Below are 13,625 nucleotides of genomic sequence, written 5' to 3'. Positions count from 1 at the left end.
ATAACACTAATGTACAAAATTCCTTTTTCAGAATCAATTATCAGACCAATAAATCGGCGATTCTTTTTGCCAAATAATCAGCTGTTTATCGTCGCCATAACTGGCAAAGCTTAACGCATCAATTAAAACGACTCCATTCACCGAGCGATTGTGTCCGCCCTGCTTCAATTCAATGCGTTGTTCTACTTTGGAAAAGTCTTTGTTCCAAACTTTAATGGTTTTATCCAGGGAAGCTGTGACGAATTGATCTCCGGGTGCGATTAATTCATAAATGGTTTGGTAATGCGCCGGAATCCGTTTGATCACCTGGTAGTCCGGGCTGCTGATTGTAATGTGTGCATCTCTCCCGGCTGTTATAATTCTCCCGGAAACATCGTCAATAAAAACGGTATTGCTTCCCAATTCATTGGGTTCCCAGGCGGCGATTTCGTTCCAGGTATCACATGAGAATACTAAAATTCCGATCAATTGCGTGCTGACGAAACAAAGATTGTCTTTCCGGACGATCGCGCGGATTTTTCCGGCTGCCAACGGAAGATGCAGCACCCGTTTGCCTGTTTCCAGGTCCAGGATCAGTAAATTCCCTTCGGAATCTCCGCCGATGAGCCAGTTTTTATCCGGATCAACTGAAAGGGAAAACCACGCATTTCCAAAGAAATTGTGTTCCCACAAAACGGTTTTTGTCTGTGTATCAATTCCCAGTAAAGTTCCGTCCGTACAGCCAATAAAGCAACAGGAATTTTTCGCCTCAATGGTATACGCAGCATGTTCCAGTTTGACCGTAAAGGATGAATCCTGAAGATTTGTCGTCAAATCCCAGCGTGTCACATATTTGTCGCCCGAAGAGCTGTATAGAAAACTTCCGTCCCAGGAGGCCGCATAAATCGGTCCGGCATGACCATTCAATACAACCTTCGACCGAAACATTATGCTTCTTCTTCTTCCGGTTCGTCTGAATCGACTTGTTTCAATCGTTGAGCGTAATCTTCCGGAAGGAAATCGAAGAATGTATCTCCTCTTAATCCTAAACGAAGACATTCCAACGGAATCACTTCATTTGGAGCGATATTTCCTAAGTTCACATTTGCTCCAAACAATTTGATGAACCAAACCTGTTGATTTTTCTGTGGTGCTTCCCACAAAATATCTTCCGGTTTTACTTTCGCAATGATTTTATTGATCAGCATCGTGTGCGCTGTTCCGTTCGGACGGAAAACACCCACGTTTCCTGCTTCACGTCCTTCTGCAATCACTTTCCATGATCCGGCTTCCAATTCGGAGCTCATCATCTTGATCCATCTTCCAGGACTGATCAGAATTCCGGAATCTTTTGAACCCACTTCTGAAAGAACGGTTCTTGTTTTAGCCATTCTCTGAATCAACTGCAATTTCTCGTCGTGATTCAAAATAATCGAACCATCGGAAATTTCTGCTAAATCCAAATCGTATTTATCCAGCAAGCGCAGGTAATCTTCAAAGCGGCCACGTGCATAAAATGCTTCGAAAAGCGTTCCTCCGAAATAAGGTTTTAATCCTGCAGAACGGTATAATTTGATCTTTTCTTCTAAATTGTTTGTTACATACGCTGTTCCGAAACCGAACTTCACAATGTCAGTTAAATGTCCGTTAGCCTGAATAAAGTTTTCTGCTTCATTCAAACTCAGGCCTTTATCCATCATCATGGTAATCCCATTTTTACGTGGTTGTTTGGTTCGTTCCGGAATATGAGGTAAATTAAAATTCATTCTTAGTAAAATTGGTATATTGAATGCGTGTCAAATTAAACACTTATGAGCGGGTCAAATTTACTAATTCCTGAACATCTGCCAATTCAGGATAGCGAATAAAAACATCTTTTGTTTTTTCCGGATCCTTATTGAACGACTCAACTAACACTAATTTAGCTCCTTCCGTATTTCCTGAAACCCAATTCAGGTAGATAACCGGAAGGATGGAGAAAAACAACTGGTGTTGCAAAATATAATTCTCTACAAAGGTTCTTGCCTCTCCTACCCGGTGTTCCAGCAAATAATCCACATAGTCGAAAAAGCAATCTTCGTTTGCTGGATCCAACGTCAGACAAGCCAAATACGCTTCTTCCGCCTCTTCCAGCAATTCAGCATTCTCCAAAGCACCTGCATAGACATGATAATATCCATCCATGTTTGGTTCCAATTCCAATGCTCTTTCAATATAATGCAGGCTTTCTTTCGGTTTTCCTTCCAGATCCTTCACAATTCCAAGTCCCAGCCAGGCTTCACCCAAAGTCGGAGCTAAGGAAAGCGCCTTTTGGTAGAAATCCCACGCAACTGTCAGGTTATTCAATTGTTCGTTGGCTTCACCCAAATAACAATACGTCAAGGGATCATCGCCATCTATTTCGATACAGCGCTCAAAAGACTCGATGGATTCGGTATATTGCTCCTCGGTTAATTGCGCATTCCCCATGTTGAAATAAGCTGGAGAAAAGCGGTCATTAATGGCCACACAGTATTCATATGCAGTAATGGCATCCTGAAATTTTTCTTCTTTGGAATACGTATTTCCTAGATTATACCATGCGGTAAACGAATACGGATTGTCGTCCAGGAACCGTCTGTATGTTTGAATAGCCTGAGCATTATTTCCCAACTGATCAAAGCAAAAAGCCAATTCGTACAAAGCACCTTCGTTTTTAGGATTGGATCGCATGGCTTCTTCCAATACTTCAACTGCAGCCTTAAAATCTTTTAATTGTTCCAGCTCAGTTGCCAGATCCAGGTAGATTTCATCTTTCTCTTCTCTGTCTGCCAATTCCAGGGCACGACGAAAGAAGGCAACCGCACGTTTGCTATCGCGCAGCTGGCTAAAAATAGCCGCTTTTGTCAGAAACAACTCCATGGATTCGGAATCGATTTTCTCGGCAGAATCCAATAATTCCAAAGCTTCCTTCAATTTGCCCAGCCCGGATAAAGCCTGCGCTCTGCGGATCTGAAACAAGGTATTAAAAGGATATTGCTGAATCCCGACTTCTGCAGCCAGTTCTCCTTTGGAATAATTCCCATTCATCAAATAATGATCAATGATTGCTTCTAAACGGTCACTATCAAAAAAACCCACCGAATTCGACGCCAACTGCTCCTCAAAACGAGCCACATCGTCATTCAGGTGGTTTTCAAAGTTGTCATTATCGTCTTCCCAGTCAAACATACACTTAATTGAGTTTGTATAAAATTAGCGAAAATTGGAGGAGGCATCGAAAGAATTAGGAAAGTTTATGAACAGGTTATTAATAATTACGAATACCGAATGCCCAATCTCTGACACGCTTACTCTCTGAGGATGAACTTCTCCACCTAGTAATATAACGTAAAGGAAAGCCTTGTATTGTTATCCATTCGGATTTCTCTCCATAGATCGTTCCCGGTATTTCCCGTCTTTTATCAATTCGTCCTGATAACTGCCGGAAGTAAAGCGTATCGAGAATGACAAAAGAGTGTTCAATTTGTCCTGTCGAGTGTCCGCCATGTGTTTTCGATACATCCCGACTAAAACGTCGGGACTCCCAATAGCTATCCTGGACAAACTGACAAGGCGGAAATATCGAGACAAAAACAGTTGTTCACACAAAGCAAAAATCCCCCTGCCGTTATCGGCAGAGGGATCTTCATATAAGTTAATCAGGATATCAGTTCTTCACGAAACGTGTGCTTGAAGTTTGTCCGTTGTTAGTCAAACGAACCACATAAACACCAGATGTAAAGTTGCTAACATCTACAGATTCTGTACCTGTAACAGAAGAAGTGTAAACCACTTTTCCGAACAAATCAACGATTGTCAATTCAGCAACTGCATTTTTATCAGTCAACTCAATTGTAATGCTGCTGATTGCAGGGTTTGGATACAATGTTGCAGTTGTAGCTGACAACTCGTTTAATCCAACAAAAGAATGAGCAAGGATCACTTTTCCTAAGATGTTGTTATCAACTGAATCGATGTTTTTCAATTCAACGTCTCCTGTTGATCCGAAGTTGTAAACATTGTTCACATAAAGCGCTTCGATATTTTGAGTGAAAGGCTTCATCGTTGTAACAGCATAAGGAGCCCACAATGCGTAAGCAGCACTTGATCCTGTTTTGTCATCCAATACGATGTACTTTCCTAAGTTCGCATTGAAATTGTTTTTCTCAGCTGTCGTTGCACCACCGATTGTAACAGTTGCAAATGCAGGAGTGTTTACTCCGTAATGGTCAGCAAAAATAATTGCAGTACCACCGTTAGCTGCTCCTGCTGCAAATGTGTTTCCAGTGATTTCGATCTCATCAGAGTACGTATTTCCCTGAACACCGTTCGTCATCAACTTCGTGTTTGCCATAATGGAGATAAACCCGTTAGCAGTTGATTTCGGAGTGAATACGTTTGCATCCAAAGCAACGTTCTTAGATGCCATGCTCAATACACCGATTTTAGAGAATGCTTCGATTGTGTTGTCATAGAAATCTACAGCACCATCTTCAATTCCACGGATATCAACTACTGCATACAAGCTGTCAGAAGTCATGCTTGTGTTCATATCTGCAGCAGAGAATGTGTTGTCGAATACGTCAAACGTAGCATTGTTATGAGGAACATTCAACATTGTGATACCATTGATATCATTTGATTCGATTGTCAAATCAGTCATGACGTTTGCAGTTTGAATCGCGTAGTATGCTTTGATGTCATTGTTCGCAATCAATCCACCCGGAGCGTTTGTAGAACCTGAACCCAGGTAGAACCCACGACCGAATACATTCAGGTTAGCTGCTGAAGTAGCAACTGTGTTATCTGTAACCGTAATTGTATCTGTTTGACCTGCAGCAGAGCTTAATTGTACTGCAAATGCAGACCATACCATTCCTTCTGCATCCAAAGCAGCTGTTGAAACGAAATCGTTGTTTTTAACTGTTAATTGGTTGAAGTTGTTTGCTGTTGAAACAATTCCTTTAATTCCTGAAGTTGCAGTCAATCCCATTGTGAAGTTAAATCCGTTGATTTCAACGTTTTCAGCATTCACGTCGATTACGTTTGCCTGGTTTGTAGTAATTACCGGCTTGTTAGCCACGTTAGCAGCTGTCAAAGTCAAGTCATCCTGAGTAATGTTCAATACACTTGTCAAAGCATAGTTTCCTGCAGAAACGATTACTGAATCAGCATCGATTGCAACAGAAAGAGCGTGTTCGATTGTCAAACAAGGACTTCCAGGTAATGTACAGTCGTTAGAAATGTTGTTACCTGTTGCAGCAACGTAACGGTTATCTCCAACAGACTTAATGATTACTTTTCCTAATACCGCATTTTCCAATACATCGTGGTTTTTCGCTTCGATTGCAACGAAGTCAGCCAAACCGTAGTTATTGTTGATCGCCCAAGCTGTTACATCCTGAGAAACAGGCTTCATTGTAGTAACATAGTATGGAGCCCATAACGGGAATGCAGTACTTGCACCAGTCAATTCATCCAAAGCAATGAATTTTCCAAGATCCGTATCAAATGTGTTTTTCTCTGCAGCTGTTGATCCACCGATTGTGATCGCTCCAAATGCAGGAGTGTTTGCACCGTAATGGTCAGCAAAAGAAATTGCAGTACCAACTCCGGTTGTACCAGCGTTAAATGTGTTTCCTTTGATTTCGATTTCATCAGAGTAAGTATTTCCCTGAGCACCGTTTGTCATCAACTTCGTGTTTGCCATAAGGGAAACGAAAGCCGTTGCTGAAGTACTTGGAGTAAACTCATTTCCTGTTACGAAAACATTTTTGGAAGCCTCACTTAACAAAGCGATATTCTTGTAATTTGCAAACTGGTTGTTCTCAAGAATTACATCCGCATTTTCAATTGAACGAAGTTCAACCAAAGCATACAAGTTGTCCATCGTCATCGGTGTAATACCGTCGAAGCTATTGTCGTGTACATGAATATCAGACAATGGTGTGTTCACCATCATGATTCCTGCCATTGTGTTGTCATTAACAGCTAATTCTTGCTGAGATCTGATTGCCTGAACGGTGTAGTAAGCCATGATATCGTTGTTCGCAACAACTCCACCCGGACCATCAGAAACTGCAGAACCGAAGCTGATACCACGACCAAAAATGTTATTTGCTCCTGCTACTGCTTCACCGATTTTGTTATCCTGGATATTTACACTTGTATTCGTGTTTGTACCAGAGTTCAAACGAACTGCATATGCATCCCAAACCATTCCGTAAGGAATTACCGGAGATGTAGAAACGATTTCATTTTTTGTCAGGCTTAAGCTGTCAAACAAATTCGTTGTAGAAACGATACCGTATTTTCCTGTTGTTGCAGTCAATCCCATTTCCAAACGCAATGCGTTGATTGAAACGTCTTCCGCATTGATGTCAATAACGATATCCTGGTTTGTTGTCAATACCGGTTTGTTGTTTTCATCCTGTGCAGTCAATACCAATCCGTCCTGACCGATGTTCAATACACTTGTCAAAGCGTAATTACCCGGAGCAACGATTACTGAATCCTCGTCAATAGCAACAGAAAGTGCGTGAGCGATTGTCAAACACGGGCTTCCAGGAAGTGTACATGTGTTTACGTTATCAGAACCCGTTGTTGAAACGTAACGGTTTGTTCCTGCAGCAGACAAATGAACTTTACCCAAAACAGCATTGTCCAACTGATCCTGATTCTTTGCTTCAACTGCAGCAATTGTAGTCAAACCACCGAAGTTATTATAAACTCCATAAGCATTTACATTTTCAGAGAAAGGCTTCATGGTTGTAATTTGGTATGGAGCCCATAAAGGGAATCCATTACTTGCACCTGTTTGTGCATCCAATGTGATGAAGTTACCCAAACCTGCAGCGAATGTGTTTTTTTCAGCTACAGTTGGTCCACCAACTGTGATACTTGCAAATGCAGGAGTGTTTGCTCCGTAATGGTCAGCAAAAACAATTGCAGAACCTGTTGTTCCGGATGCAGCAGCGAATGTATTTCCTGTAATAACGATTTCATCAGAGTAAGTATTTGTCTGAGAACCGTTTGTCATCAACTTCGTGTTTGCCATAATAGAAGCAAATGTTGTTGCTGAAGCAGCAGGAGTAAATGTGTTTCCTGCAACGATTACATTCTTAGATGCTTCACTCAATAAACCGATGTTTACGTAGTTACTGAACTGGTTGTTTGTTACATTCACATCACCTAGTTCAACTGAACGCAATTCCAATACAGCATAGTAGCTTGCAGGAGTCATTTGCGTGTTGTTTCCCAAGTCGTTGTTTTCAATGTCCACAACAACACCAGCACGAGGAGAACTGATCAAAACCGTTCCGTTGATATCATTGTCTGAAATCAACAAATCATCCGCCATCAATACTGATTGGATTGCATAATAAGCGTTAATCGTGTTCCCGTTGATTGTTCCTCCCGGAGCATCCAATCCAAGACCACCGTTTCCTAAAAAGATTCCTCTTCCGAAAACGTTTGCAGTTGCACCCGCAATAATCTGGTTGTCTTCAATCGTAACGTTTTGAACGTCACCTGCCGTTGAAACCAATGAAATTGCGTAAGCAGTCCAAACCATATTCGTATTTGGTGTTCCGGAAATCGGGTTCACTGATTCGAATACGTTGTTTGCGATTTTCAAATTGTCAAAACTTCCAGCATTTGCAACGATTCCGCGCAAACCTGTAGAAGCTGTTAATCCCATAGAGAACTTGATGTTACTGATTGTAACGTCGTCGCTGTTTACAGAAATCACATCAGACGCTGTCGATGTGATTACCGGCATGTTTGCCGGATTGGCACCAGTTAAAACAACTGATTGCAGCAAATTTAAAGTAGAAGTAAGTGAGTAGTTTCCCGGAGCAATCTTGATCGTATCAGAAGCCGCAGCTTGGGTGTACGCATGAGAAATTGTTCCGCAGGGGCTTCCAGGTGTCAAGCAATTATTAGACGCGTCCGATCCGGTTGAGGATACATAAAGTGTCTGTTGAGAAAAGCTGATACCTGAAACCATCGTGACAGAGGCTAGCGCAAGCCATTGTAAAGGTGATTTCATATTGTATATTTTAAAATTGTCCCGCAAAAATAGACCTTCAGCCTACAGTTTCCAATTATTTCTTGGGAATGGGGTGTGTTAACGCATACTTAACCATCAGGCAATAGTCAAGTAACAACTGACCATCAAGTCGTTACACGTAAAAAACACGAAATGTTAAAAAATACAATATTCTGTCTTCAATCGAATTTTTGAGCCTAAAAATGATCGTTTTTCATCATTTATTTCAACTCAATTCATAGTTAAATAGCTGTTTTACTGGTTTGTTTAATTTTCACTAATAGATTTCATTGCAACTTTGGCAATCTCACTATTCGAAATTGTCGTTTCCTGGGATTCGATAATTTCTGCCAATAGTTTTTTTGCTGTTTCCGAATCTCCTTTTTCATGCAGGATCATCGCTTTATTGAGTAGTAGAATTCCTTTTGTTTCTTCATCCGGGTTTCCGGATAAGCCTTGTTCGATGGAATGTAAACGTTCCTCCGGATCATTTTGTAAATAAGCCAGTTCCTTCCATGCAGGAGCATATCCGGGCACATTGTCTACAATTCGTTTCGCAATCTCATATTTCTTCTCAGGCTCTTCCGTCCATTCAATTTGCATGTAGAACGTGTACAAACCTTCCGGAAATACCCCGTTTGCTTCTCCTTCCAAACTGTAAATGGCTGTTTTTGCCGTGAAAAAACCTCCCGGTTCCAAAGCGTCCGTTTCTTTGTAGTATTTCAGGGCATTGGTGAAATCTCCTTTCAACAAATAGGTAAACGCCAGATCATAAACCGGATAAGGCCAGCCTGGCTCCAAAGCCATTGCTTCTTTCAATTTTTGAATAGCAAGATCATAATCTCCCGCCTGCCCTGCTTCTCTTGCTTCTAAATGTAGTACGTTTGCCTGTTCGTTAATAGGTCCAGTTGTCATGTAATAGTTGCTTTGATTTCAGGACATGATATTAATGAATTTCATTGAATTACAAATCGAATTCGAAAAATTTCTTACTCTACTTCCTTCAATACGCTTCTGAAACGTTTTTTGAGTTGCGCTTCATTCGTTGAAAGGGTATCAAATTTCCCTTTCATACAATTGATCAACGCATAGCTTTTCCATTCATCAACCGTTAAATCGGCCGTGTCATCCACTTGGTGGTCATACGATTGGTAATCGTAAATCAACGAATGAATCTCGTTTTTTTTTGTTTTAAATAGCCAGGATGTTTTACTAAAGGAATCTCCCGCATCACCGAACATCTGCCCCAATTCCAGGTAATTGTCCAGTATTTTATCCGTTTTCTTATCAAAAATAAACAGCTTAACGGAAGAAGATTCGTACTCCGACGGAGTACGGGCAATCAATCCCAAACGGGTCGAATCAATCTCAAAACGATAGCAGGCATATACTCCTGACAATTCTCCGAAATAATTTTCTTCTATTCCGAGCGGAAAGATCTTTGCCTCCTTCAGGGTCAATTCTTTTCCCTTGAATTTCTTGTCATCGTAATCATAATACACTTTCAGGGTGTCGAAAGAAACTGCTTTGAATTTGTTCAACATTTCAGCATAGCGGCTTTCTTTCTCTACTACGGGAGAATTTGGTTCATGGATTCGTTCTGCTTCTTTCCGATTCTCTTTCGAGGCAGAATTTCCACACGCTGTCAGCATGCTTTGCAAAACGAAAAGCAAAACGAATCCAACGAAATATCTGTTCATAGTTCACTGATTTTCTCCGGAAACTAATGATTTTATCCGGAATTACGATTGATTGATCGCATTAAAAACTTCCGACAGGATTTCGTATGATCTCAAACGCTTTTCATTGTCAAAAATATTTCCGGTAATCATGAATTCATCTACCTCATTTTCAAAAAGAAAATCGCTGAATTGTTGAATCAGAGTGTCTTTATCTCCCACAAAGGTGCAAGAAGTCATCCCGTTTACCGCATCGATCAATTCCTGCGGCCAGGAGTCCAATAGATTTGGAATCGGTGGAGAAAGCGGTTTTCTGGCATTGGTCAGAATTCCTGAGAAAAGCTGGTACAAACTCATGGACAACAATTCCGCTTCTTCATTCGTATCAGCTGCAATTCCGTTTACACACGCCAAAACATAGGGTTTATCCAGGTATTTGGACGGTTGGAAATTATGCCTGTAAATCTGCAAAGCGTGACGGAATTGTTTCGGAGCGAAATGTGATGCAAAAGCATATGGAAGTCCCATTTCTGCTGCCAGATAAGCGCTGTCCGTACTGGAACCCAGAATCCAGATCGGAATGTCCAGACCTTCACCCGGAAATGCTCTTACCGCAGCGGTTTTATTTTCATCACTGAAAAAATGCTGAAGTGCGACCACATCTTTCGGAAATTGATACGCCGTATTCAGATCGCCTCTTCTCAAAGCAATAGCTGTTTGCTGATCTGTTCCGGGAGCTCTTCCCAAGCCCAGGTCGATTCTTCCCGGATACAAGGTTTCCAGTGTTCCGAACTGTTCAGCAATGGCCAAAGGAGCATGATTCGGAAGCATGATTCCTCCGGAGCCAACCCGGATGGCTTTTGTTTTCGATGCGATATGACCGATCAAAACAGAAGTAGCCGAGCTTGCGATGAATTCCATGTTGTGGTGTTCTGCAAGCCAGATTCGCTCATACCCTGTTTCTTCTGCTTTTTGCGCTAAATCTACTGTTCGTTGAATGGCTGTTGCTGCGTTGCCGTCTTTGGTAATTGTGGATAAATCCAGGACGGAATATTTGATTTTTTTCATGCCATAAAATTACGGAACGAAGCTTCAATCAAAAGAAATACAAGCGTTAAATTTTGTGATAAATCAACCGAAGCGGATTTATTACCTGCTCAACTGTAGCTTTTCACGTTGTGAACCGTAAATCACGAAATAGGTTCCCGGACTCCAGGTTGAAACTTCAATTAACTGCGTGCTGCTGATTCTTCCTGCATACACTTCTTTTCCGTCCATTCCGAAAATCTGAAAAGGTCTGGCGATGTTGTCACCGATTAATTCCAATGTCAGATAATCCGAATCCGGAGTATAATGAATCACCAAAGAAGTTGAATTTGAGTTCCGGGAAACCGGAAGTGCATCCTGAGCACTTAAATGGTTGTTTACCAAAAAACACACCGATAAACCGAACAACAGAACTTTTATCTTTCCCATCTCACCAATAATTAATATAGATTAATTACGGTTTTCAGTTTATGTTACAGCAAGGTACAACAATCCGGACAGCTTCCCCAAATTCGATTCTCTAAAATTTCTTAAAACAAGAACTTGTTCGCGTATTCATTTGTGCATTTGTGGAAAAAACCCCGGAATCTCATTCAATATCAAAAAAAGGAGCGCTCTCAAACACTCCTTTCACCTTCATCTGTATTTATGCGGTTATCTGATTAGCATCCGCTCTTGTGTTTTAAATCCGAATGGAATCAACACACACGACCGAAATGTAAGCAGAATATTAAATCACGTAAAAAGTTCACGGTAAAGAGCCTGTTTTTAGCGGTAAACAGGTCGTTTCAAGTGAACTTTAAAGTCCTCTACATCGTATTTCTTTTCATTTTTCCCCAACGTTCTTACCAGGATCTCGTTTGGCGATTTTAGTTCGATTCTGTAAACACTCACCTTGCTGTCATTGATCGAATCCAAAACCTGGTCCTCGTATTCAAAGATTCCTTTTTTTATGATTAAGGTTCCATGTTCCGGAAGAGAACTCAAAACACCGGACTGGGGAAGTTCGATTCTGAATTTACTGTCGGAATACTTGATCAGACTGGTATCTCCGATACATTCATTTTCAACATAAAGCAGCAAAGACAAACCTAAAAACGGTACAACCAAAAGGCAAAGCAGTATAATCGGGATGAATAACAACACGGAATAATAGAACTTCTGGAATCCTTTTACCAAATCCGGGCTTCCTGAAACCAGGACACTCAGCGCAGAGAAATAGTACGTATCCCAAATAACTCTTTCAGTCCAATAACCACGGAAAGACATTCCGTAAGATCTCATCCAGAGCATTGCTATAACAAATAATACCGACAGAACATGAGCACTCTGAAGCAATCTTGTTTTTTTGTGTGTAAGAATCTGCTTCTTTTTACTGAAAAAATGAAGCAGGAAACTGACATATATAATGACAAATACGATCATCTCTTTATTTTACATTCGAATTACATTACTCCAAATCAATTCCCCGAGTTTCCGGTTTTTGTAATGATGATTAATCAAATCCCTTTCCGAAAGATATTCATTCGGTGTTAGAGCATACAAACCAATCCGGAACATTTTTTCCCGGCCGGCAGCAGATTTCTTCACATAGAATTTGTAGCTTTTAGATTCGTGCGGAGGGATTTTAAGTATTCCAGGCAAGTCCCTGTAACATAAATGACTTGACTGCACTTTATTTTCCTGCGAATCGGTTGTAAAGAAATTTTCATAAGCACAGGTCATTTCCAGTACGCGAAGTGTATCCGTACTTTTATTTACCAAAGTTGCTTCAATGGTTTTTGAATCTGTCCAATCATTGAGAGAATCGTTTTCTACCACTTTTGCCTGTAAATCCAATTGATTGTTTAAGTTTTCATTTCTCAGCAAATCCAGTCTTCGCTCTAATCCTATTTTACCGGATGTACTGATCGGATAGGAATTCAGTGTTTCAACATCTATAATCGACGAATCTTTTGAAAGGACAAACTCGTTTTCAGGAATAAAAAATCCGTCATATTCGTAATAGAAAATGATGCGGTTGTTCTTTAGTTCATACGTTCCCTTCACAATAGCATCTGTGTTCTTGCCTGCAAAAATTTCCTGGTACGATCCATCTTGCTCAAAGAGATAACTATGCGGTGAATGAATTCCGAATGAAGCCCTGAAAGTATTTTGGGCGCAAACGCTTTGAACGGATAAAATGGCGAGAATGATTCCTAATTTCATGTGATTCAGGTATTTGATTATTTGTTTTCTCAAATTTTAGTTGCTTTCTGAATGACTTTTTCCATCCGTTTGCGCTTGGACTCCTTCTCTATTTCATTCAATCTTGTGCTTAAAGTCGTGGTGAAAAGCAATCGGTTCTTGTTGTTGATAATCGGTAAAGCTCTTTCTGCATACATCGGCAATTGGTTGGTCGGACTTTTCTTCAATTGTTCAATCAGTAAGGGAAATGAATCTTCTGCAAAATCAGGGGTTTCACATAATTTTATAAAAATGTTTACCGCTCCGTCTTTTGTGATCACCGAGCCTTTGTCTGCTGCATCTGCAATTTCCGGCAAGGATTCATAAATCTGTTCCGGTTTTTCTGCTGTTACGGATTCCAAAGCTGCCATGGCTCCCCATTGCAGGCGATTATTTTTCGAAGTCAGCAGTTTTAAAAACACCGGAATATGCTCCGCTATCAATGCAGGTTTAAGCGCTCCGATTTCATACAAAACTTTGATGCTGTCGTTCTGAATGTCCTTCTTTTTAGAATCCAGAAGCGCAATCAATTCTAAAACTGCCGCGCTGTCTTTCGAAGACACTATTTTAGCCGCCAATTCCTGGTTCGGAATTTCATCTCTTCTATCCAGGGAAGATGCTAA

The 13,625-nt window shown here is 40.8% G+C and carries 11 protein-coding genes; all 11 read right to left on the bottom strand.

Features of this window, described 5'->3' with window-relative positions; translation table 11 throughout:
• Nucleotides 1-33: 33 nt before the first annotated feature.
• The gene (locus Q1V93_RS16115; protein ID WP_300666067.1) at nucleotides 34-927 is read right to left on the bottom strand and encodes a hypothetical protein; all 894 of its coding nucleotides are present in this window, start codon (nucleotides 925-927) and stop codon (nucleotides 34-36) included.
• Nucleotides 927-1,745, bottom strand: coding sequence for a phosphosulfolactate synthase (locus Q1V93_RS16110; protein WP_300666065.1), 819 nt, complete (start codon nucleotides 1,743-1,745; stop codon nucleotides 927-929). The genes Q1V93_RS16115 and Q1V93_RS16110 overlap by 1 nt, the downstream gene beginning before the upstream one ends.
• 43 nt (nucleotides 1,746-1,788) lie before the next feature.
• Nucleotides 1,789-3,189 carry a tetratricopeptide repeat protein gene (locus Q1V93_RS16105; protein WP_300666064.1) on the bottom strand — a complete coding sequence of 467 codons (1,401 nt, stop codon included), beginning with the start codon at nucleotides 3,187-3,189 and terminating at the stop codon, nucleotides 1,789-1,791.
• Nucleotides 3,190-3,667: 478 nt separating this feature from the next.
• Nucleotides 3,668-8,050, bottom strand: coding sequence for a T9SS type A sorting domain-containing protein (locus Q1V93_RS16100; protein WP_300666063.1), 4,383 nt, complete (start codon nucleotides 8,048-8,050; stop codon nucleotides 3,668-3,670).
• A 267-nt stretch (nucleotides 8,051-8,317) separates the two neighbouring features.
• Nucleotides 8,318-8,965 (bottom strand): tetratricopeptide repeat protein, encoded by a 648-nt coding sequence (locus Q1V93_RS16095; RefSeq protein ID WP_300666061.1) that lies wholly within the window; start codon nucleotides 8,963-8,965, stop codon nucleotides 8,318-8,320.
• 74 nt (nucleotides 8,966-9,039) lie between these two features.
• Nucleotides 9,040-9,750, bottom strand: coding sequence for a hypothetical protein (locus Q1V93_RS16090; RefSeq protein WP_300666059.1), 711 nt, complete (start codon nucleotides 9,748-9,750; stop codon nucleotides 9,040-9,042).
• A gap of 42 nt (nucleotides 9,751-9,792) precedes the next feature.
• Nucleotides 9,793-10,797, bottom strand: coding sequence for an LLM class flavin-dependent oxidoreductase (locus tag Q1V93_RS16085; protein WP_300666058.1), 1,005 nt, complete (start codon nucleotides 10,795-10,797; stop codon nucleotides 9,793-9,795).
• Nucleotides 10,798-10,878: 81 nt separating this feature from the next.
• Entirely contained in the window at nucleotides 10,879-11,205 is a 327-nt protein-coding gene (locus Q1V93_RS16080) for a T9SS type A sorting domain-containing protein (protein WP_300666057.1), read from the bottom strand.
• Between the two features lie 339 nt (nucleotides 11,206-11,544).
• Nucleotides 11,545-12,060 (bottom strand): hypothetical protein, encoded by a 516-nt coding sequence (locus Q1V93_RS16075; protein ID WP_300666055.1) that lies wholly within the window; start codon nucleotides 12,058-12,060, stop codon nucleotides 11,545-11,547.
• A gap of 150 nt (nucleotides 12,061-12,210) precedes the next feature.
• Nucleotides 12,211-12,984: a hypothetical protein gene (locus Q1V93_RS16070; RefSeq protein ID WP_300666054.1), complete on the bottom strand. Its 774-nt coding sequence runs from the start codon at nucleotides 12,982-12,984 to the stop codon at nucleotides 12,211-12,213.
• Between the two features lie 29 nt (nucleotides 12,985-13,013).
• Nucleotides 13,014-13,625 (bottom strand): hypothetical protein (locus Q1V93_RS16065; RefSeq protein ID WP_300666052.1); only part of this gene is annotated, 612 nt, incomplete at its 5' end.

Origin of the sequence: Fluviicola sp. (assembly GCF_030151805.1) — a bacterium.
Classification (GTDB): Bacteria; Bacteroidota; Bacteroidia; order Flavobacteriales_D; family Crocinitomicaceae; genus Fluviicola.
Note: the sequence above shows the minus strand (reverse complement) of the source record. Positions and strands in the feature narration are given on the sequence as shown.